A 22,123-nucleotide genomic window follows, 5' to 3' on the forward strand; every position below is an offset into this window, starting at 1 on the left:
GTGGCGCGACTGGGAGACGGCACCGACCGTAGCTACAAGCGCGGCGCCATCATGGGCCTGACCGTGGCCGAGGCCTTCATCCTGCTGGCCTTCTGCCTGCTCTTGCTGTTCAGCTGGTGGCAGGCCGAGACCGAGCGCGAGACCCTGGCCGCCACCGAGGTCTTCGACGGCATGACCGAGCCGCAGAAGCGCGCGCTGGTCGATTCGCTGTCGGACGGCAGCTTCCGGGTGCTGCAGGCGATGAAGGATGCCGGCATGCCGCCGCTGGGTCCCGAGGCCTATGCCGATGCCCGCGACCTTTCGCGCTTCATGTCGGATGCCGAGCTGCGCCGGCTGCTCAAGGGCGCGGCCGAACTGCCGCCCGATGCGCTGCTGTCGCTGTCGGACCTGGTCGAGATCGGCGACAAGGCCGCCATCGTCCAGGCCCTGAACCGCATCCGCAAGGAACGGGCCGCGCCCGAGGACCCGGCCGAGGTCATCGCCGGCCGCATCGCCGCCGCGGCCGAGGCCGAGGGTGCCCTGCAGCAGGCGCTGGAATCGGCGCTTGGCGCGCAGATCCGCCGGGCGGGCGGCTCGATCGGGCCGGACGGCACCATCAGCCTGCCGCAATCGGTGCTGTTCGACCGCGACGACGACCGCATCCGCAACCCGGCCTTCCTGCGCCAGTTCTGCCCGGTCTGGCTGCGCACCATGCGCGAATCCGGGGTCGATATCTCGGAGTTGAAGATCGAGGGCCACGCTTCGAGCGAAGGCCCCTCGGGCAGCGGCCGCGACGCGGCCTATCTCTACAATCTCGGCCTGTCGCAGCGCCGGGCGCAGAACGCACTGACCATGTGCCTGAACAGCCTTGCCGACGGCGTGGCGCAGGCCTGGGCGCGCGACCACCTCGTCGCGGTCGGCTATTCCTCGAACCGGCTGATCCTGAACCCCGAGGGCGCCGAGGACCGCGAGAAATCGCGCCGGGTCATGTTCTCGGTCGCCGTGGATCGCGAGCAGCTGCTGCAAGAGATCGGCAGCGACCTGGAAAAGGCCCGCTGAACCGAGGCTGTGTGAAAACGCGGTGGGCTACGCACATCGGGCCGATGTTCTTCTACGGGCGATATGGTGCGAAAGGCTCACGTTATCGCCGCATGAGAAGCCATCGCAGGAAAGCGGTTCTTGAGGGATGTTTTCCACACACCCTCTGAACCGCCGCCCTTGCGCCTATCAGGGCCTCTTCGGCAAGCCGCCCGCCCTGCCCCGCTCCGCCGCGCCGCGGTGCCCAACGCCACCCGTGCCGGGCCCTATGCGGACGACCCGCCGTCGTCGGGCGGCCGCGCTATATCCGGGTCCAGCTCCAGTTCCTTGCCGCGCTCATGCAGGGCGGCGGCCAGGAAGGCGATCACCGACTCGGTCCATCCCAGCGCCCGCAAGTCGCGGTGACAGGTCAGCCAATAAGTCCGCGTCAGCCGCACCTGGTCGGGCAGCACGATCTGCAACCCGGGGTATTTCGCCGCGATGTAATAGGGCAGCACCCCGACCCCCAGCCCGTTCCTGACCGCCGCCAGCTGGTTGAAGATGCTGGAGCTTTTCACCGTCGCCCGCAGCGGCGGATGCACCTCGCGCAGGTAGTCCAGGCCGGGGGCGAAGATCATCTCCTCGATATAGCCGATGATCCGGTGAAGGCGCAGATCCTCGGGCATGCGGATCGGCGGGGCGTCGCGCAGATACGCCGGCATGGCGTAGAGATGCAGCGAATAATCCGCCAGCCGCTGCGAGCGATAGGGTCCGTTCGTCACCGGGTCCAGCGTGATCCAGATGTCGGCCTCGCGCCGGGACAGCGACAGCACCTGCGGCATGGTGATCAGCTCGGGCATCAGCAGCGGGAAACGGGCCATGAAGGCGGGCAGCAGATGGGTCGAGAACAGGCTGGCGAAGCCCTCGGGCATGGCGAGGCGCAGCGAGCGCAGCTGGCCCGGGCTGGCGCCGCGGTCCTGCGGCAGCTGCCGCGCGGCCTCCTCCATGCGCTCGGCGGTCTCGATCAGGCGCAGGCTGGCCGGCGTCGGCTCATAGCCGCGGGGGTTGCGCTCGAACAGGCGGGTGTTCAGCGCCTGCTCCAGCCGGTCGATGCGACGCGCGACGGTGACATGCGAGGTGCCCAGCACCCGCCCCGCCCGCGACAGCTGCCGCTCGCGGACCACGGCCAGAAAGAATTGCAGGTCGTCCCAGCTGAGATGTGCCATCTGTTCATAAACGGACAGGTTCTGTAAGAAATAAAACTCGTCTGAACGCTTGTGTCAAAGCCGATTTGCCGGCATCGTTCCTTCAGCGGGGTGGCACAGCCAAGCGCCGCCCCGGCACAAACGTCCCGAACTGGCAGGCATCGCCACCGGCGCAAGGGACTATCCAGGGGAGGAAACATGCGCAAGATTCTGCTGACGACCGCAGCACTCGGTCTGGCCGCCACGCCCGTGCTGGCCGAGATTTCGGACGGCAAGGTCAAGATCGGCATCCTGAACGACCAGTCCGGAGTCTATGCCGATTTCGGCGGCAAGAACTCGGTCGAGGCGGCCAGGATGGCGGTCGAGGATTTCGGCGGCAAGGTTCTGGACGCGCCGATCGAGATCGTCAGCGCCGATCACCAGAACAAGCCCGACATCGCCTCGAACATCGCCCGGCAATGGTACGACACCGAGCAGGTCGACAGCATCATGGAGCTGACCACCTCGTCGGTGGGCCTGGCGGTGCAGGCGCTCAGCCTCGACAAGAAGAAGATCACCATCAACACCGGCGCCGCGACCACCGAACTGACCGGCGCGCAATGCACGCCCTACGGGTTCCACTGGGCCTATGACACGCATATGCTGGCCGTCGGCACCGGCGGCGCGCTGGTGAAAGAGGGCGGCGACAGCTGGTTCTTCCTGACCGCCGACTATGCCTTCGGCTATTCGCTGGAAGAAAACACCGCGAATTTCGTCAAGGAGAACGGCGGCACCGTGGTCGGCTCGGTCCGCCATCCGCTGTCCACCACCGATTTCTCGTCCTTCCTCTTGCAGGCGCAAAGCTCGGGCGCCAAGGTGATCGGGCTGGCGAACGCGGGCCTCGACACGCAGAACGCCATCAAGCAGGCGGCGGAATTCGGCATCACCGCCGGGGGGCAGAAGCTGGCGGCGCTGCTCTTCACCATCGCCGAGGTGAACGGGCTGGGCGCCGAGGCCGCGCAGGGGCTGAACCTGACCGAAAGCTTCTACTGGAACCGCAACCCGGAATCGGCCGAATTCGGCAAGCGCTTCCTGGAGCGCACCGGCTCGATGCCGAACATGAACCACGCCGGAACCTATTCGGCGGTGACGCAATATCTCAAGGCCATCCAGGCCGCCGGCACCGACGAGACCGAGGCCGTCGCCGCCAAGCTGCACGAGATGCCGGTGGACGACGTCTTTGCCCAGGGCGGCAAGGTCGGCCCGAACGGTCGGCTGATCAAGGATGTCTACCTGATGGAGGTCAAGGCCCCCGGCGACATCAAGGAGCCTTGGGATTACTACAACGTCCTGGCCACCATCCCCGGCGATCAGGCCTTCCTGGACCCGGCCAAGAGCGGCTGCCCGCTGGTCAAGTGATGGAGGCGGTCGCCGCAGAACGGACCGAGCCGCGGGTGGTGCTTTCCGCCCGCGGCCTCGGCAAGGATTTCGCGGGTTTCACGGCGGTGAACGATGTCGATCTGGACGTGGAGCATGCGCGCATCCACGCCCTGATCGGACCGAACGGCGCCGGCAAGACCACGGTCTTCAACCTGCTGACCAAGTTCCTGCAACCGACGCGGGGCCAGATCACGCTGCTGGGGCAGGACATCACCCAGACCAAGCCCGACAAGGTGGCGCGGATGGGGTTGGTGCGCAGCTTCCAGATCTCGGCCGTCTTCCCGAACCTGTCGGTGCGCGAGAACGTCAAGGTCGCCCTGCAGCGCCCCGCCGGGCTGGCGGTGCAGTTCTGGCTGCCGCTGTCGTCGCTCGACCGGCTGAACGCCCGGGCGGACGCGCTGATCGAGCAGCTGGGCCTGGCGCAATACCGCGACCACCGCGCCGCCGACCTGTCCTATGGCAGGAAGCGCGTCCTGGAGATCGCGACCACGCTGGCCTTGGACCCCGAGGTGCTGCTTCTGGATGAGCCGATGGCCGGCATGGGCCAGGAGGACGTGCGCATGGTGGCCGAGATCATCCGCGAGGTCGCCCGCACCCGCGCCGTGCTGATGGTGGAACACAACCTCAACGTCGTCGCCGACATCTGCGACCACGTCACCGTGCTGCAACGGGGCGAGATCATCGCGCGGGGCGACTACGCCACCGTCTCGGCCGATCCCCGCGTGCGCACCGCCTACATGGGGTCCGAGGCATGAGCGCGCTTCTGCAAGTCGAGAACCTGCAGGCCTGGTATGGCGAAAGCCACGTCCTGCACGGCGTCACCATGCATGTGAACCAGGGCGAGATGATCTGCATCCTGGGCCGCAACGGCATGGGCAAGACCACCACCCTGCGCAGCATCATGGGCATCCTAAGGAAGCGCACCGGACGCATTACCTTCGCCGGCCGAGACATGATGGCGCTGCCCCTGCACAAGACCGCCCGCGCCGGCCTGGGCTTCATCCCCGAGGAGCGCGGCATCTTCGCCAGCCTCTCGGTCGAGGAAAACCTCATGCTGCCGCCGAAGGTCGCCGAGGGCGGCATGTCGGTCGAAGAGATCTATGCGCTGTTCCCGAACCTGCACGAGCGGCGCCTGAGCCCCGGCACCAAACTGTCGGGCGGCGAGCAGCAGATGCTGGCGCTGGCCCGCATCCTGCGCACCGGGGCGCGCTGCCTTTTGCTGGACGAGCCGACCGAGGGCCTGGCCCCGGTCATCATCCAGGCCATCGGCGAGGTGCTGGTCAAGCTCAAGGCCCGCGGCATGACCGTGGTGCTGGTCGAGCAGAACTTTCGCTTCGCCGCCAAGGTCGCCGACCGCTTCTACCTGATGGACCACGGCCGCATGACGGCGGAATTCCCCGTGGCCGACCTGGCCGGTCAGATGGACCTGCTGCATCGCGAACTGGGGGTGTGACATGACCATGATCTTCGGCGTGCCCCTGCAAGCCCTGATGGGGCAGCTGCTGGTCGGGCTCATCAACGGCAGCTTCTACGCGCTCCTGTCCCTGGGCCTCGCCATCATCTTCGGCCTGCTGCGCGTCATCAACTTCGCCCATGGCGCGCAATACATGCTGGGCGCCTTCGCGGCGCTGCTGCTTCTGAACTGGGGCGGCATCAACTACTGGCTGGCGCTGATCCTGGCGCCGCTGATCGTCGGGCTGCTCGCGGCGGTGGTCGAAAAGACCATGCTGTCGCGGCTCTACAAGCTCGACCATCTCTACGGTCTCTTGTTCACCTTCGGCCTGGCGCTGGCGATCGAGGGCACCTTCCGCTATTTCTTCGGCGCCTCGGGCAAGCCCTATGCCGCGCCCGGGCAGCTGACCGGGGCGGTGAACCTGGGCTTCATGTTCCTGCCGATCTATCGTGGCTGGGTCGTCGTCGCCTCGCTCGCGGTCTGCATCGGGGTCTGGCTCCTGATCGAGAAGACCAAGCTCGGCGCCTATCTGCGCGCCGCGACCGAGAACCCCACACTGGTGCAGGCCTTCGGCGTCAACGTGCCCTTGCTCTTGACCCTGACCTATGCGCTCGGCGCGGGGCTCGCCGGTTTCGCCGGGGTGCTGGCGGCGCCGGTCTATCAGGTCTCGCCCCTGATGGGCTCGAACCTGATCATCATCGTCTTCGCGGTGGTGGTGGTAGGCGGCATGGGCTCGATCCTGGGCGCCATCGTCACCGGCTACCTGCTGGGCGTGGTCGAGGGGCTGACCAAGGTCTTCTACCCCGAAGCCTCGAACATCGTGATCTTCGTCATCATGGCCATCGTCCTGATCCTGCGGCCCGCGGGCCTTTTCGGAAAGGAGGCCTGAGATGGCCGGCAACCCCGTCCCGACCGAAACCGTCGCGGTCCATCCGCAGGCCGGCCGCATCCAGCTGGCGCTGGTTGCCCTTGCGCTGGTCGCGCTGCTGATCGTGCCGCACGTGCTTTATCCGATCTTCCTGATGAAGCTCCTGTGCTTTGCGCTCTTCGCCTCGGCCTTCAACCTGCTTCTGGGCTATACCGGCCTTTTGTCCTTCGGCCATGCCGCCTTCTTCGGGGGCGCGGCCTATTTCACCGCCCATGCGGTGAAGGTCTGGGGCTGGCCGCCCGAGGCGGGGCTGGCTCTGGGCGTCGCCGGCGCCGCGCTTCTGGGGCTGGTGATGGGCGCCATCGCCATCCGCCGCCAGGGCATCTATTTCGCCATGATCACGCTGGCGCTCGCGCAGATGTTCTTCTTCTTCTGCCTACAGGCCCGCTTCACCCATGGCGAGGACGGCATCCAGTCCGTGCCGCGCGGGCATCTGTTCGGGGTGATCGACCTGAGCCAGACCATGAACATGTATTACTTCGTGCTGGCGGTCTTCGTGATCGGGCTCTTGATCATCTGGCGCTTCGTGAACTCGCCCTTCGGCATGATCCTGAAGTCGATCCGGGAAAACGAGCAGCGCGCGATCTCGCTGGGCTATTCGGTGGCGCGCTACAAGCTGGGGGCCTTCGTGATGTCGGCGGCGCTGGCCGGGCTTGCCGGCGGCCTCAAGGCGCTGGTCTTTCAGTTCGCCACCCTGACCGACGTGGCCTGGCAGATGTCGGGCGAGGTCATCCTGATGACGCTCCTGGGCGGCATCGGCACGCTCTTCGGCCCCATCGTCGGCGCCGGCCTGGTGGTCAGCCTGCAGAACTACCTGGCCACCTCCGACTTCCCCGTCACCATCATCACCGGCCTTGTCTTCATGGTCTGCGTGCTGCTGTTCCGGCGCGGGCTGGTGGGCGAATTCTTCGCATCCAGAATCGGCAGAAAAATGGGGTTCAGGGCGGAAACCTGACCCCGCGGCGCCTCTGCTGCGGCAGATGGAGGACCCGATGGAAAGCTATGACTATATCGTCGTCGGCGCCGGCAGCGCCGGATGCGTGCTGGCCAACCGTCTCAGCGCCGACCCGCGCAACCGGGTGCTGCTGCTGGAGGCCGGGGGCCGCGACAATTATCACTGGATCCACATCCCGGTCGGCTATCTCTACTGCATCGGCAACCCGCGCACCGACTGGGGCTTTCGCACCGCCGAGGAGCCGGGGCTGAACGGCCGCTCGCTGATCTATCCGCGCGGCCGGGTGCTGGGCGGCTGTTCCTCGATCAACGGCATGATCTACATGCGCGGCCAGGCGGCGGACTACGATCATTGGCGCCAGCTGGGCTGCACCGGCTGGTGCTGGGACGACGTGCTGCCGCTGTTCCGCGCGCAAGAGGACCATTATCACGGCGCCGACGACATGCATGGCGCCGGGGGCGAGCTGCGGGTGGAAACCGCCCGCGTCCGCTGGGCCGTGCTCGACGCCTTCATGGACGCGGCCGAGCAGGCCGGCATCCCGCGCACGCCGGACTTCAACCGCGGCGACAACGAGGGCGGCGGCTATTTCGACGTGACCCAGAAAGGTGGCTGGCGCTGGAGCACGGCGCGCGCCTTCCTGCGCCCGGCGCGAAACCGTCCGAACCTGCGCATCCTGACCGGGGCGCTGGTCGAGCGGCTGCTGATCGAGGCGGGCGAGGTCCGCGGTGTCGCCTTCCACCACCAGGGCCGACGCATCCAGGCCTCCGCGCAGCGCGAGACCGTGCTGGCGGCCGGCGCCATCGGCTCGGTCCAGATCCTGGAACATTCCGGCGTGGGGCGCGGCGCGGTGCTGCAAGCCGCCGGCATCGCGCCCCTGGCCGAGGTCGATGCCCTGGGCGAGAACCTGCAGGACCACCTGCAGCTACGCATGGTCTACAAGGTCTCGGGCGTGCCGACGCTGAACGAAAAGGCCTCGCACCTGATGGGCAAGGCGGCGATCGGGCTGGAATATCTGCTGAAACGCTCGGGGCCGATGTCGATGGCGCCCAGCCAGTTGGGCATCTTCACCCGCTCGGGGCCGGACAAGGCGACGGCGGATCTGGAATACCACGTCCAGCCGGTCAGTCTGGATAAGTTCGGCGACCCGGTGCACCCCTTCCCGGCCATGACCGCCAGCGTCTGCAACCTGCGGCCGGAAAGCCGCGGCTCGGTCCATGTCACCGGCCCGGATGTCCGCGCCCATCCGGCGATCCGGCCGAACTATCTGTCGGCCGCCGCCGACCGCGAGGTCGCCGTCCGCGCCATCCGCCTGACCCGCAAGATCGCCGCGCAGCCGGCCTTCAACCGCTTCGATCCCCAGGAATATCTGCCCGGCATCGCCTTCCAGACCGAGGACGATCTGGTCAAGGCCGCCGGCGCCATCGGCACCACCATCTTCCACCCGGTCGGCACCTGCCGGATGGGCGCCGACCCGGAATCGGTGGTCGATCCGCGGCTGCGGATGCGGGCGCTGGGGCGACTGCGCATCGCCGATGCCTCGATCATGCCGGTCATCACCAGCGGCAACACCAATGCGCCGGTGATGATGATCGCCGAAAAGGCCGCGCGGATGATGCTGGAGGACGCCCGCGGTTAGGCCCCTGCCCCGTCTACCCGCCCCGCGGCCGGCCCAGAGAGGGCAACATCACCTCGCCCGGGTCCTCGGAGGCATCCATTTCGTCGATCAGCGGGTCCTGCCCCGCCGCCTGCGCCAGCGCCGCGCGGTCGGTGATGATGACGCGGGCGCCGTCCAGCGCGATGCCCTCTTTCTTCAGCGCGGCGAAGGTCCGCGACAGGCTTTCCGCCGTCATGCCCAGATACGAGGCCAAGTGCCGCTTTTCCACCGGCAGCACGAAGCTGGCGGCGCCGCCCTCGCGCCGGGACTGGGTCAGCAGCCAGGCGGCCAGCCGTTCGCGCGTGCCGCGCAGCTTCAGGTTCTTGACCTGCCGCACCATGCCGCGATAGCCGCGCGCCAGTTCCCCCATCACCGCCGCCGCCAGTTCGGGATCGCGCCGGATCGCCGCCCGCAGGTCCACGGCAGGCAGCATCAGGATGCGCGACCGTTCCAGCGTGCGCGCCGACATCAGCGCCGGCTGGTCGCGGAGGCAGGCGGCCAGGATGAAGCTGGACACCGGCCGCACCACCGCCATCACCGCGTCGCGGCCGTTCCATTCGGCGTGAAGCTCGACCGCGCCCTCGACCAGGATATGCAGGAAATCGGCGCGGTCGCCCTGGCGGAACAGCTCCAGCTGCGGCGGAAAGCTTTGGGCATAGGTCGAAGCCATCAGCCCGTCGAAGGTCTGGGTCGTGACCGCCCGGAACAGCGGCAGGTCGCGGATGGCGGGCTTGTCCTCGTCTCGCACGAATCGGCCTTTCGAGAGCTTGCGATTGACTTTTGATAGGCAATGCAGGGCTGATACGCAACCGACAGCATGTCGCATGTCAAGGGTGCGATTGACAGGACGCAAGCGATCTCCGGGGAAATCGCAAATCAGGTGCGATTTTCTGCGGCTGCGAATGAAGATTGATCCATATCAATCCGCCGGCGGCGGGGATGTGACGGTCCTGTCGCCGGAACCCGCCCTCCGACGCGAGAGCGGGCATCAGGAGCAAGTTCATGGTTGAACATCTTCCCTCTCGCAGCGACCAGCAGCGCGCCTTGTGGCTCAGCACATCGGCATTCACCCTGTGCTTCGCGGTCTGGACGATCTTTTCGATCATCGGGATCACCATCAAGGCCGAGCTGGGTCTGTCCGAATTCCAATACGGCCTGCTGATCGCCACGCCGGTGCTGACCGGCTCGCTGACCCGGCTGATCCTCGGCGTCTGGACCGAGCGTTTCGGCGGCCGCCTGGTGTTCGCGCTGCAAATGATCCTGACCGGGTTCGCGACCTATCTGCTGACCTGGGCGGACAGCTATGCCACCTTTCTGCTGGCCGCGCTCGGCGTGGGCCTGGCGGGCGGGTCCTTCATCATCGGCGTGGCCTATGTGTCGAAATGGTTCCCGGCCGAGAAGCAGGGGCTGGCGCTCGGCACCTTCGGCATGGGCAACGTCGGCGCGGCCGTGACCAAGTTCCTGGCGCCCTTCGTGCTGGTCGCCGCGGGCTGGCAGGGCGTGGCCGAAATCTGGGCCGCCGCCATCGCGCTGATGGGCGTCGCCTTCTGGCTGCTGGCAAAGGACGACCCGGATTTCGCCGCGCGCAAGGCACGCGGCGTCAAGGCACCGACCCTGGCCGAGCAATTCGCGCCGCTGAAGAACCTGCAGGTCTGGCGCTTCTCGCTGTATTACTTCTTCGTCTTCGGCGGCTTCGTCGCGCTGGCGCTATGGCTGCCGCATTACCTGACCGACGTCTATGGCGTCGAGGTGCGCACGGCCGGCATGGCGGCCGCGGCCTTCAGCCTGTCGGCGAGCGTCTTCCGCGCCTATGGCGGCGCGCTGTCGGACCGCTTCGGCGCGCGCACGGTGATGTACTGGACCTTCGGCTTCGCCGCCGTCTTCCTGTTCATGCTGTCCTATCCGCCGACCGATTACGTCATCCACGGCAAGAACGGGCTGATCGCCTTCTCGACCCGCATGGACCTGTGGCCCTTCGTCGCCACGCTCTTCGCGCTGGGGTTCTTCATGAGCCTCGGCAAGGCCGCGGTCTTCAAGCACATCCCGGTCTATTACCCGAACCACGTCGGCGCCGTCGGCGGCCTGGTGGGCATGATCGGCGGTCTGGGCGGCTTCATCCTGCCCATCGTCTTCGGCGCGCTCTTGGACCTGACCGGCGTCTATACCTCGTGCTTCGTCCTGCTGCTGGTCGTGGTCGTCGTATCGATGGCCTGGATGCATTTCTCGATCCGCGCCATGGAGCGGCAGGCCCAGGGCAAGGCGCTGGACCAGCTTCCGGCCTTTGCCGAACTGGCCGAGATCCACGTCCCCGGCAAGACCGAGATGCCCAAGACGATCCAGGACTGGCGCCCCGAGGACGCGCAGTTCTGGGCCGACAAGGGCCGCCGCATCGCGCGCCGCAACCTGTGGCTGTCGATCCCGGCGCTGACGCTGGCCTTCGCGGTCTGGATGGTCTGGTCGGTCGTGATCGCGCGCCTGCCCGCCATCGGCTTCAGCTTCAGCCAGGACCAGCTGTTCTGGCTGGCGGCGCTGCCGGCGCTGTCGGGGGCGACGCTGCGCATCTTCTACAGCTTCATGGTGCCGATCTTTGGCGGGCGGCTGTGGACGACGCTGTCGACCGCCTCGCTGCTGATCCCGGCCATGGGCATCGGCTATGCGGTGCAGAACCCGCAGACGCCCTATCTGATCTTCGTGGTGCTGGCGCTGCTCTGCGGGCTGGGGGGCGGCAACTTCTCGTCCTCGATGGCCAATATCGGCTTCTTCTTCCCGCGCGCGGAAAAGGGCAATGCCATGGCGCTGAACGCGGGCCTGGGCAATCTGGGCGTGTCGATCATGCAGTTCCTGGTGCCGGTCGTCATCACCATGGGCGTCTTCGGCGCGCTCGGCGGCCAGCCGCAGCAGCTGACCGACGGCGGCCAGGTCTGGATGCAGAACGCGGGCTTCGTCTGGGTGCCCTTCATCCTGGCCTCGACCATCGCGGCCTGGCTGGGGATGAACGACATCGCCGATGCGAAGTCGAGCTTCCGCGAGCAGGCGGTGATCTTCTCGCGCCGGCACAACTGGATCATGTGCCTGCTCTACGTCGGCACCTTCGGCAGCTTCATCGGCTATTCCGCCGCCTTCCCGATGCTGACGAAACTGGCCTTCCCGGGCGTCAACGCGCTGCAATACGCCTTCCTGGGCCCGCTGATCGGCGCGCTCAGCCGGGCGGGCAGCGGCTGGATGGCGGATCGGGTCGGCGGCGGGCGCGTCACCTTCGGCGTGTTCCTGGGCATGATCGCCTCGGTCGTGGTCATCATCCAGGGGCTGAACGGCGGCAGCTTCGCGCTGTTCTTCGCGGGCTTCATGGCGCTGTTCTTCTTCTCGGGCGTGGGCAATTCCTCGACCTTCCAGATGATCCCCGTCATCATGCGCAAGGAGATCGCGCGGCTCTACCCGAACGCCACCGCCGAAGAGCGCCGCCGCCAGACCGAGCGTGAATCCGCGGCCATCGTCGCCTTTACCGCGGCCATCGGCGGCTATGGCGGCTTCTTCATCCCCAAGGCTTTCGGCAGTTCCATCCAGTTGACCGGCGGTGCCGGGCCGGCGCTCTGGGGCTTCCTGGTCTTCTACGTGCTTTGCATCGCCGTCACCTGGGGCGTCTACACCCGGCGCGGCGGGCTCCTGCACGACATCGAACACGGGCGCACGGCCGTCGCCGCCCCCGCCCAATAACCTGAAAAGAAACGGAGAGAGCCATGAGCCATCTTCTGGATCGCCTGAACTTCCTGGCGCCGCTGCGCAAGGACACGTTCGCGGACGGGCACGGTCAGACCACCATCGAAAGCCGCGACTGGGAGGACAGCTATCGCGCCCGCTGGCGCCACGACAAGATCGTGCGCTCGACCCATGGGGTGAACTGCACGGGCTCCTGCTCGTGGAAGATCTACGTCAAGTCGGGAATCGTGACTTGGGAAACCCAGCAGACCGACTATCCCCGGACCCGGCCCGGCCTGCCCAACCACGAACCGCGCGGCTGCGCGCGGGGGGCCTCCTACAGCTGGTATCTGTATTCCGCGAACCGGGTGAAGACGCCGCTGATCCGGGGCAGGCTGATGCGGCTCTGGCGCGAAAAGCGCCAGACCCTGTCGCCCATCGAGGCCTGGACCGCGATCCAGAACGACCCGGCCGCGCGCGAAAGCTATACCCGCATCCGCGGCAAGGGCGGCTTCGTGCGCGCCACCTGGGACGAGGCGCTGGAGATCGCCGCCGCCGCGAACCTCTATACCGCCAAGACCTACGGCCCCGACCGGGTCTTCGGCTTCTCGCCGATCCCGGCCATGTCGATGATCTCCTATGCCGCCGGCACGCGCTACCTGTCGCTTCTGGGCGGCACCTGCATGTCCTTCTACGACTGGTATTGCGACCTGCCGCCGGCCTCGCCCCAGACCTGGGGCGAGCAGACCGACGTGCCGGAATCGGCCGACTGGTATAATGCGGGCTACCTGATCCTCTGGGGCTCGAACGTGCCGCAGACCCGAACGCCCGACGCGCATTTCTATACCGAGGCACGCTATCGCGGCACCAAGTCGGCGGTGATCTGCCCCGACTATTCCGAGGCGGCCAAGTTCGGCGACATCTGGCTGAACGCCAAGCAGGGCACCGACGCGGCCATCGGCATGGCCTTCGGCCATGTCATCCTGCGCGAATTCCACCTGGACCGGCAGGCCGAGTATTTCGAGGATTACTGCCGGCGCTATTCCGACATGCCGATGCTGGTGCGCCTGGACGAACAGGACGGCCGGCTGGTGCCGGGCCGGCAGCTGCGCGCCTCGGACCTGGATGGCGGGTTGGGCCAGCAGAACAACCCGGAATGGAAGACCGTCGCCATCGACGAGAACACCGGCTACCTGGTGGTCCCGAACGGCTCGATCGGCTTCCGCTGGGGCGAGCAGGGCCGCTGGAACCTGCAGCAGAAGGCCGGCGACGCCGAGGTCCGGCTGAAGATGAGCCTGATCCTGGACGAGGACCGCGACGGCGTGGCCGCGGTCGACTTCCCCTGGTTCGGCGGCGCCGCGACCAACGGCTTTGCCGTCGACGACCGCGGCGAGGTGCTGACCCGCAACGTGCCGGTCAAACGCATGGTGCTGGCCGACGGCAGCGAGGCGCTCGTCGCCACGGTGTTCGATCTGTTCTGCGCCAACTACAGCCTCGACCGCGGCCTGGGCGGCGAGAACGTCGCGACCAGCTATGACGAGGACGTGGTCTTCACCCCGGCCTGGGCGGAACGCGTCACCGGCGTGCGCCGCGACAAGATCATCCAGGTGGCGCGTGAATTCGCCGGCAATGCCGAAAAGACCAATGGCAAGTCCATGGTCATCATCGGCGCGGCGATGAACCACTGGTTCCACATGGACATGAACTATCGCGCCGTCATCAACATGCTGGTGATGTGCGGCTGCGTCGGCCAGTCCGGCGGCGGCTGGGCGCATTACGTCGGCCAGGAAAAGCTGCGCCCGCAGACCGGCTGGACGGCGCTGGCCTTTGCGCTGGACTGGGCGCGCCCGCCGCGGCACATGAACGCGACCAGCGCCTTTTACGCCCATACCGACCAGTGGCGCTATGAGACGGTGACGGCGCGCGAACTGCTGTCGCCGACCGCGCCCAAGGGCGACTGGGACCGGCTCAGCCTGATCGACTATAACATCCGCGCCGAGCGCATGGGCTGGCTGCCGTCCGCCCCGCAGCTGCGCCAGAACCCGCTGGAGGTCGGCCGCGCCGCCAAGGCCGAAGGCGTCGAGGTCAAGGATTATGTCGCCCGCGGTCTGAAATCCGGTGCGCTGGAGATGTCCTGCGAGGATCCCGATGCGCCGCAGAACTGGCCGCGGAACCTGTTCGTCTGGCGCTCGAACCTGCTGGGCTCCTCGGGCAAGGGGCATGAATATTTCCTCAAGCACCTTCTGGGCACCGACCACGGCGTGCAGGGCAAGGACCTGGGCGAGGAAGGCGGCGTGAAGCCGGTCGAGGCCGTCTGGCACGACGATGCGCCGCAGGGCAAGCTGGACCTGCTGGTGACCATCGACTTCCGCATGTCCACCACCGCCGTCTATGCCGATATCGTCCTGCCGACCGCGAGCTGGTACGAAAAGGACGACATGAACACCTCGGACATGCATCCGTTCATCCACCCGCTGCAGGCGGCAGTGGACCCGGCGTATGAATCGAAATCCGACTGGGAAATCTTCAAGGCGATCGCGAAGAAATTCTCGGACCTGGCGCCGGGCGTGCTGGGTGTGGAAACCGACGTGGTGCAGCTGCCCTTGCAGCATGACAGCGTGGGCGAACTGGCCCAGCCCTTCGTCGCCGACTGGAAACAGGGGCAATGCGAACTGATCCCCGGCAAGACCGCGCCGGCCTATATCGAGGTCACGCGCGATTACCCGAACCTTTACAAGCGCTTCACCGCGCTTGGGCCGCTGATGGACGAGCTCGGCAATGGCGGCAAGGGCATCGCCTGGGACACCAAGACCGAGGTGCATCACCTGAAGGCGCTGAACGGCACCGTGACGGAAGAGGGCGCGACCCAGGGCATGGCCCGCATCGACACCGCCATCGACGCGGCCGAGGTGGTGCTGATGCTGGCCCCGGAAACCAACGGCGAGGTCGCCGTCAAGGCCTGGGAGGCGCTGTCCAAGGCCACGGGACGCAGCCACAAGCACCTGGCCGAGGTCAAGGAGGACGAGAAGATCCGTTTCCGCGACATCGCGGCGCAACCGAGGAAGATCATCTCGTCGCCGACCTGGTCGGGCATCGAAAGCGAGGAGGTCTGCTACAACGCCGGCTGGACCAACGTGCATGAGCTGATCCCGTGGCGCACCGTCACCGGCCGCCAGCAGCTGTATCAGGACCACGAATGGATGCGCGCCTTTGGCGAGGGTTTCGTGACCTGGCGCCCGCCGGTCGACCTGAAGACCGTGGGCCATGCCGCGACCCGCTCGCTGGGCTCGGCGGAAAAGCATGTCGTGCTGAACTTCCTGACGCCGCACCAGAAATGGGGCATCCACTCGACCTATACCGACAACCTGCTGATGCTGACGCTGAACCGCGGCGGCCCGGTGGTGTGGATTTCCGAACTGGATGCGAAAAAGGCCGGCGTGGTCGATAACGACTGGGTCGAGGTCTTCAATGCGAACGGCGCCATCACCGCCCGCGCGGTGGTCAGCCAGCGCATCAAGGAAGGCAGCATGTTCATGTATCACGCCCAGGAAAAGATCGTGAACACGCCCGGCTCGAAGGTCACCGGCAAGCGCGGCGGCATCCACAACTCGGTCACCCGCATCGTGCCGAAGCCGACGCATATGATCGGCGGCTATGCGCAGCTGGCTTACGGCTTCAACTACTACGGCACCGTGGGGGCCAACCGGGACGAGTTCGTCATCGTCCGCAAACTGGAAAGCGTCGATTGGCTGGACCAGCCGGCCGACCCCGCAACCCAAAACGTGGAGGCAGCGGAATGAAAGTGCGTGCGCAAATCGGCATGGTGCTGAACCTGGACAAGTGTATCGGCTGCCATACCTGCTCGGTCACCTGCAAGAACGTCTGGACCTCGCGCGAGGGCGTCGAATACGCTTGGTTCAACAACGTCGAGACCAAGCCCGGCATCGGCTATCCCAAGGATTGGGAGAACCAGAAGCGCTGGAACGGCGGCTGGACCCGGACCCGCGCCGGCCACCTGCAACCGAAACAGGGCGGCAAGTGGCGCATCCTGGCCAATATCTTCGCCAACCCCGACCTGCCCGAGATCGACGATTTCTACGAGCCCTTCGATTTCGACTACGACCACCTGAAGTCGGCGCCCGAGATGCAGGCCTTCCCGACCGCCCGGCCGCGTTCCAGGATCACCGGCGAGCGGATGGAAAAGATCGAATGGGGCCCGAACTGGGAGGAGATCCTGGGCGGCGAATTCGAGAAACGCAGCCAGGACTACAACTTCGAGGGCGTGCAGAAGGACATCTACGGCGAGTATGAGAATACCTTCATGATGTATCTGCCGAGGCTGTGCGAACACTGCCTCAACCCGGCCTGCGTCGCCTCCTGTCCCTCGGGCGCGATCTACAAGCGCGAGGACGACGGCGTGGTGCTGATCGACCAGGAGAAATGCCGGGGCTGGCGCATGTGCGTCTCGGGCTGCCCCTACAAGAAGATCTATTACAACTGGTCCTCGGGCAAATCGGAAAAATGCATCCTGTGCTATCCGCGCCTGGAAAGCGGCCAGCCCACGGTCTGCTCGGAAACCTGCGTCGGGCGCATCCGCTATCTGGGCGTGATGCTGTATGACGCCGACAAGATCGCCGAGGCGGCCGCGACCGAGTCGGAAATGGATCTCTACGACGCGCAGCTCGGCGTGTTCCTGGACCCGAACGACCCCGAGGTGATCGCCGCGGCGCGCGCCGAGGGCATCCCCGAGGACTGGATCAAGGGCGCGCAGAACTCGCCGATCTGGAAGATGGCGATGGAGTGGAAGATCGCATTCCCGCTGCATCCCGAATATCGGACGCTGCCGATGGTCTGGTATGTGCCGCCGCTGTCGCCGATCCAGAACGCCGCCGAGGCCGGCAAGATCGCCGCGCAGGACGACATGCCGGACGTGCGGTCCTTGCGCATCCCGCTGCGTTACCTGGCGAACATGCTGACCGCCGGCGACGAGACCCCGGTCGCCTCGGCCCTGGAGCGGATGCTGGCGATGCGCAGCTACATGCGCTCGAAGACCGTGGACGGCGTGGTGAACCTGGGCGTCGCCAAGCGCGTCGGCCTGACGCCCTTGCAGATCGACGAGATGTACAACCTTCTGGCCATCGCCAATTACGAGGACCGCTTCGTCATCCCGACCACGCATCGCGAACTGGTCGAGGACGCCTATGATCTGAAGGGCGGCTGCAGCTTCACCGACGGCAACGGCTGCTCGTCGGGCCACAGCGGCGCCAAGCTGTTCTCGGGCAAGAAGTTCCGCAGCCCGCAGGAGTTCATCGCATGAAAACCTTCAAGGCCCTCTCATTGCTGCTGAGCTATCCCTCGGCCGAATTGCAGCAGGCGATCCCCGAAATCGACGCGCTGCTGCATGCCGACGGGCTGCTGGGCCCCAAGCGCATGCAGACGCTGGCGCCCTTGCTGCGCGACCTGGCGCGGGGCGATCTCTACGACCTCCAGGAACGCTATGTGCTGCTGTTCGACCGCTCGCGCACGCTGTCGCTGAACCTGTTCGAGCATATCCACGGCGAAAGCCGCGACCGCGGCGGCGCCATGGTCGACCTGCTGGAAATGTATCGTGCCGGCGGCTTCGACCTGGGCGGCACGGAACTGCCCGACCACCTGCCGGTGCTGCTGGAATACCTCTCGACCAGGCCGCTGGCCGAGGCGCGCGAGATCCTGCAGGGCGCCGGCCATATCCTGGTCGCGCTGGGGGAACGCCTGGTGCGGCGCGACGCCGCCTATGCCGCCGTTCTGGAGGTACTGGTCGCCATCGCCGAGGCCGACCCGGCCGCCGAAGAGGTCCAGACCCTGCTGGCCATCAAGGACGACGACCCCGAGGACTTGGCCGCGCTGGACGCGGTCTGGTCCGAGGCGCAGGTGACCTTCGGCCCCGATCCCAATGCCGGCTGCCCTGTCAGCCGCGATCTTCTTGCCCGCATGGACCCCGCCGCCCCCGCGGCGCGGGCCGCAAGCTGAGGAGCGACAGATGAACCATTTCCTGTTCGGAGTTTTTCCCTATATCGCCATCACGGTGATGATCCTGGGCGCCGTCGTCCGCTACGAGACCGAGCCCTTCACCTGGAAATCCTCGTCGAGCCAGCTTCTGCGCCGCAAGCAGTTCGTGCTGGGCTCGGTGCTGTTCCATGTCGGCGTGCTGATGATCCTCGGCGGGCATTTCGTCGGCCTGCTGACGCCGATCGCGGTCTGGGACGCGCTGGGGATCAGCCACGGCGCCAAGCAGGTCTTCGCCATGGCGATGGGCGGGTTTGCCGGCATCCTCGCCATGGTCGGCGGTCTGATCCTGCTGCACCGCCGGCTGATGGACCCGCGCATCCGCGCCAATTCCACCCTGGCCGATACCGGCATCCTGATCCTTCTGATGCTGCAATTGACGCTGGGCCTCTGCACCATCTTCGTTTCGGCCCGGCATCTGGACGGGCACGAGATGGTCAAGCTGATGCAATGGGCGCAGGGCATCGCCTATTTCGGCGCCGATCCGGCCGCGCATCTGCAAGGCGTCGCGCTGATCTTCAAGCTGCATATCCTGCTGGGGCTGACGATCTTCCTGCTGTTTCCCTTCACCCGGCTGGTGCACATGCTATCCGCGCCGGTGCGCTACCTGTGGCGGCCGGGCTATCAGATCGTGCGCTCGAAACGCGGCGCCCGTCCGGGCGTCGGGCTGAACCCGATCCCGGCCACCGTGGCGGGGCGGGAGGCGCTGGCCCGCAAGGTCGCCGCCCGCGACATGGAGGCGCAGCAGGAACCGCTGCGCCATGCGGCGGAGTGACGGCGATGGAAATGAAGCCCCTGCTGCCCCCCGTCACCGTCAACGGCGTCACCATCAGCCCCGAGCGCATCGCCGCCGAGGCGCAGAACCATCCCGCGCCCAAGGGCAAGCCGGGCCTGGCGTGGAAAGCCGCCGCCCGGGCGCTCGCCCTGCGCGAGATCCTGCTGCAAGAGGCCCGCGCCCGCGGCCTGTCGCCCGACCCGGCCGAGATCGCGCCGGGCCGGCACGAGACCGAGGACGAGGCGCTGATCCGCCAGCTGATGGACGGCGCCATCACCCCCGAGCGGCCCGACGAGGCGGCGCTGCGCCGGGTCTACGACGCCCAGCCCGAACGCTTCCGCGCGCCCTCGCTTTATGAGGCGGCGCATATCCTGTTCCCGGCCGCGCCCGACGATCCGGCGGCGCGCGACGCCGCACGGGCGCAGGCCGGCCGGCTGCGAGAGGAATTGCGCCGCAGTCCGGACCGCTTTGCCCGGCTGGCGGCGGAACACAGCGCTTGCGCCTCGCGCGAGCAGGGCGGGCTTCTGGGCCAGCTGGTCTCGGGCGACACCGTACCGGAATTCGAGGCGGCGCTGGCCGCGCTCGACGAAGGCGCGATCAGCGAGCCGGTCGAGACGCGTTACGGCATCCACCTGATCCGGCTGGACGCCCGGGCGCGGGGCGCGGTGCTGCCGTTCGAGACCGTGCTGCCGCATCTGCGCGAGGCGCAGGAAAAAGCGGCCTGGGTGCGCGCCAGCCGCGCCTTCGTAGCGGCGCTGGTGGCGCGGGCCCAGGTCTCGGGCGTCGCGATGACCGCCGGGACCTGAAACCGCCGGCTCAGGCGGGACGGATCACGCCGCCCGCCTGCGTCCCATCCCCAGCACCTGGTAGAGCAGCAGCGCCGCGAAGGTCGAGGTGCCGATGCCGCCAAGCGCGAAGCCGCCGAAGGTCACGGTGAAGTCGCCGCCGCCGAAGATCAGCGCCACGCCGACGGTGAACAGGTTCCTCGGGTCCGAGAAATCGACCTTGTTGTCCACCCAGATCCGCGCCATGGCCGAGGCGATCAACCCGAAGACCGACACCGCCAGCCCCGCCAGCACCGGCGCCGGAATGGTCTGCAGGATGGCGCCGAACTTGGGCGACAGGCCCAGCAGGATGGCGATGGCTGCCGACAGCGGGAAGATCAGCGTCGAATAGACCTTGGTCATCGCCATGACGCCGATGTTCTCGGCATAGGTGGTGACGCCGGTGCCGCCGCCGCTGCCCGCCAGCATGGTCGCCAGCCCGTCGGCCAGGAAGCCGCGGCCGATATAGCGGTCCATGCTCTGCCCGGTGATCGCGCCGAGCGCCTTGATATGGCCCAGGTTCTCGGCCACCAGCACGATGGCGACCGGGGCGATCAGCCCGACGGCGCCCCAGTCGAACTGCGGCGCGACAAAGCGCGGCACCCCGAACCAGGGCGCGGCGCCCACGGCGGCGAAGTCGATCCCCGGCACCAGCGCCAGCCCGTTGCCCAGCACCAGCACCAGCGCATAGCCGAAGACCAGCGCGATCAGCACCGCGATGCGCCGCGTCGCCCGCGCGCCATAGACCGAGACCAGCGCCATGCACAGCACCGTCGCCAGCGCGATGCCCAGGTGCGAAAAGCTGCCGGCAAGCTGCTTGACCGCGACCGGGGCCAGGTTCAGCCCGATCGCCATGCCGATGGCGCCGGTGACCGCGGGCGGCATCAGCTTTTCGACCCAGCCGGCGCCGACGGCCATGACCACCAGCCCGATCAGCGCGTAAAGCGCGCCGGCGGCGATGATGCCGCCAAGCGCCAGGGCGATGTTCGGGTTCGGTCCGCCGCCGGCGAAGCCGGTCGCGGCCATGATCACGGCGATGAAGGCGAAGGAACTGCCCAGATAGCTGGGCACCCGGCCGCCGGTGACGACGAAGAACAGCAGCGTGCCGATGCCGGAAAAGAACACCGCCACATTCGGGTCGAAGCCCATGATCAGCGGCGCCAGGATGGTCGAGCCGGACATGGCCAGCAGGTGTTGCAGGCTCATCGGCAGGGCGGCGGCCAGCGGCAGCTTCTCGTCCGGCAGGACGGTGGCGCCGGCCGCGGGGCGCCAGTGGGGGAAATAACCCATCTCGGGCCTCGGGGTTGACGGTTTCGGTGGCCCCTCATGCGCGGCTTCGCCGGAAATTGCCAGAGCGCTTGTGGCCCGGCAGGCCGCTGCAAAAGCCCGTGCGACAAAAGCCGCCGCTGCGGGTCACGCAAAACCCGTTCCGGTTCGGAGGAAGCCATGTCCTTTTCAGGCCATCTTCACCGAATTCCAAAAGGTTTTCCGTCCAGGGACCCTGTGAAAACCCCTTTCGGCAGCCTGCCGAACCGCCCGGAACCTTGTCCCCGCCCGCGTCACTCGGGCAGCGGCACGCCACCCTGCTTGAGGCAGCGCAGCGCGAAGCACGAGCGGGAATTGCGAATGCCGGGGATGCGAAACAGCCGCTTGCGCAGGAAATCCTCATAGCCGCGGGTGCCGCTGACCGCGACCTTCAGCATATAGTCGTATTCGCCCGAGACCAGCCAGACCTCGATCACCTCGGGCAGTTCCACGATCTGGCGGCCGAAGTTTTCCAGCACCTCCTCGTCGTGGCGGTCCAGCATGACCTCGACCAGCACGGTTTCCGGCACCCCCAGCAATTCCCGGTCCAGCAGCGCGGCATAGCCGCGGATATAGCCCTCGGCCTCCAGCCGGCGGGTGCGCTGCCAGCAGGGGCTGGGCGACAGCCCGACACGCTCGGCCAGCTGGGTGTTCGACAGTCGGCCGTCGCCGCTGAGCTCGCGCAGGATTCGGCGGTCGATGGCGTCGAGGCCGCGCACAGAAGATTCGTCCGACATATCGCATCCATGCGGAATTTCCTTTTGACCTATCGCCTTCGGGTCAAAAATAGGAAAGGAAATTTTTCAACCTCCGGTCTATCCTTATCCTGTATTGGCCAGGGAGGGGCAAATGCATCCGACAGCAGCGC

The 22,123-nt window shown here is 67.0% G+C and carries 17 protein-coding genes; 13 read left to right on the plus strand and 4 right to left on the minus strand.

Annotation, left to right across the window (positions count from 1 at the left end):
• Positions 1 to 1,038 carry an OmpA family protein gene (locus JCM7685_RS18320; protein ID WP_074967095.1) on the plus strand — a complete coding sequence of 346 codons (1,038 nt, stop codon included), beginning with the start codon at positions 1 to 3 and terminating at the stop codon, positions 1,036 to 1,038.
• Positions 1,039 to 1,283: 245 nt separating this feature from the next.
• Here JCM7685_RS18320 and JCM7685_RS18325 read toward each other — a convergent pair whose 3' ends face one another.
• The gene (locus JCM7685_RS18325) at positions 1,284 to 2,222 is read right to left on the minus strand and encodes a LysR family transcriptional regulator (protein ID WP_074967097.1); all 939 of its coding nucleotides are present in this window, start codon (positions 2,220 to 2,222) and stop codon (positions 1,284 to 1,286) included.
• Between the two features lie 177 nt (positions 2,223 to 2,399).
• Here JCM7685_RS18325 and JCM7685_RS18330 point away from each other — a divergent pair, with 177 nt between their 5' ends.
• The 6 genes from JCM7685_RS18330 to JCM7685_RS18355 are packed head-to-tail and all read left to right on the plus strand — an operon-like array spanning position 2,400 to position 8,592.
• Positions 2,400 to 3,599, plus strand: a complete 1,200-nt coding sequence (locus JCM7685_RS18330; protein ID WP_074967099.1) for an ABC transporter substrate-binding protein — start codon at positions 2,400 to 2,402, stop codon at positions 3,597 to 3,599.
• Complete coding sequence (locus tag JCM7685_RS18335; RefSeq protein WP_074967100.1) at positions 3,599 to 4,375, plus strand: ABC transporter ATP-binding protein; 777 nt, start codon at positions 3,599 to 3,601, stop codon at positions 4,373 to 4,375. The genes JCM7685_RS18330 and JCM7685_RS18335 overlap by 1 nt, the downstream gene beginning before the upstream one ends.
• Entirely contained in the window at positions 4,372 to 5,073 is a 702-nt protein-coding gene (locus JCM7685_RS18340; RefSeq protein WP_074967102.1) for an ABC transporter ATP-binding protein, read from the plus strand. The genes JCM7685_RS18335 and JCM7685_RS18340 overlap by 4 nt, the downstream gene beginning before the upstream one ends.
• A 1-nt stretch (position 5,074) precedes the next feature.
• Entirely contained in the window at positions 5,075 to 5,962 is an 888-nt protein-coding gene (locus JCM7685_RS18345) for a branched-chain amino acid ABC transporter permease (protein ID WP_074967104.1), read from the plus strand.
• A gap of 1 nt (position 5,963) precedes the next feature.
• On the plus strand, positions 5,964 to 6,956 hold the full coding sequence (locus JCM7685_RS18350; protein WP_074967106.1) for a branched-chain amino acid ABC transporter permease: 993 nt from the start codon (positions 5,964 to 5,966) through the stop codon (positions 6,954 to 6,956).
• A 37-nt stretch (positions 6,957 to 6,993) separates the two neighbouring features.
• Positions 6,994 to 8,592 (plus strand): GMC family oxidoreductase, encoded by a 1,599-nt coding sequence (locus JCM7685_RS18355; protein WP_074967108.1) that lies wholly within the window; start codon positions 6,994 to 6,996, stop codon positions 8,590 to 8,592.
• 13 nt (positions 8,593 to 8,605) lie between these two features.
• Here JCM7685_RS18355 and JCM7685_RS18360 read toward each other — a convergent pair whose 3' ends face one another.
• Positions 8,606 to 9,358: a helix-turn-helix domain-containing protein gene (locus JCM7685_RS18360; RefSeq protein ID WP_083412664.1), complete on the minus strand. Its 753-nt coding sequence runs from the start codon at positions 9,356 to 9,358 to the stop codon at positions 8,606 to 8,608.
• A 254-nt stretch (positions 9,359 to 9,612) separates the two neighbouring features.
• Between JCM7685_RS18360 and JCM7685_RS18365 the strand changes: the two genes are divergently transcribed.
• The 6 genes from JCM7685_RS18365 to JCM7685_RS18390 are packed head-to-tail and all read left to right on the plus strand — an operon-like array spanning position 9,613 to position 19,932.
• A complete protein-coding gene (locus JCM7685_RS18365; protein ID WP_074967110.1) occupies positions 9,613 to 12,324 on the plus strand; it encodes a nitrate/nitrite transporter in 2,712 nt (903 codons plus the stop codon).
• A gap of 23 nt (positions 12,325 to 12,347) precedes the next feature.
• Positions 12,348 to 16,106: a nitrate reductase subunit alpha gene (locus tag JCM7685_RS18370; protein ID WP_074967112.1), complete on the plus strand. Its 3,759-nt coding sequence runs from the start codon at positions 12,348 to 12,350 to the stop codon at positions 16,104 to 16,106.
• Entirely contained in the window at positions 16,103 to 17,623 is a 1,521-nt protein-coding gene (gene narH / locus JCM7685_RS18375; RefSeq protein ID WP_074967114.1) for a nitrate reductase subunit beta, read from the plus strand. The genes JCM7685_RS18370 and narH overlap by 4 nt, the downstream gene beginning before the upstream one ends.
• Positions 17,620 to 18,315 (plus strand): nitrate reductase molybdenum cofactor assembly chaperone, encoded by a 696-nt coding sequence (gene narJ / locus JCM7685_RS18380; protein WP_074967116.1) that lies wholly within the window; start codon positions 17,620 to 17,622, stop codon positions 18,313 to 18,315. The genes narH and narJ overlap by 4 nt, the downstream gene beginning before the upstream one ends.
• 10 nt (positions 18,316 to 18,325) lie before the next feature.
• On the plus strand, positions 18,326 to 19,126 hold the full coding sequence (narI, locus tag JCM7685_RS18385; protein ID WP_074967118.1) for a respiratory nitrate reductase subunit gamma: 801 nt from the start codon (positions 18,326 to 18,328) through the stop codon (positions 19,124 to 19,126).
• Between the two features lie 5 nt (positions 19,127 to 19,131).
• Complete coding sequence (locus JCM7685_RS18390) at positions 19,132 to 19,932, plus strand: peptidylprolyl isomerase (protein WP_083412665.1); 801 nt, start codon at positions 19,132 to 19,134, stop codon at positions 19,930 to 19,932.
• Between the two features lie 24 nt (positions 19,933 to 19,956).
• Here the strand turns inward: JCM7685_RS18390 and JCM7685_RS18395 are convergent, their stop codons facing one another.
• Positions 19,957 to 21,240 (minus strand): solute carrier family 23 protein, encoded by a 1,284-nt coding sequence (locus JCM7685_RS18395; RefSeq protein WP_074967122.1) that lies wholly within the window; start codon positions 21,238 to 21,240, stop codon positions 19,957 to 19,959.
• 269 nt (positions 21,241 to 21,509) lie between these two features.
• Positions 21,510 to 21,992 (minus strand): Lrp/AsnC family transcriptional regulator, encoded by a 483-nt coding sequence (locus JCM7685_RS18400; protein WP_074967124.1) that lies wholly within the window; start codon positions 21,990 to 21,992, stop codon positions 21,510 to 21,512.
• Positions 21,993 to 22,123: the final 131 nt, after the last annotated feature.

Source organism: Paracoccus aminovorans, from assembly GCF_900005615.1.
Classification (GTDB): Bacteria; Pseudomonadota; Alphaproteobacteria; order Rhodobacterales; family Rhodobacteraceae; genus Paracoccus; species Paracoccus aminovorans.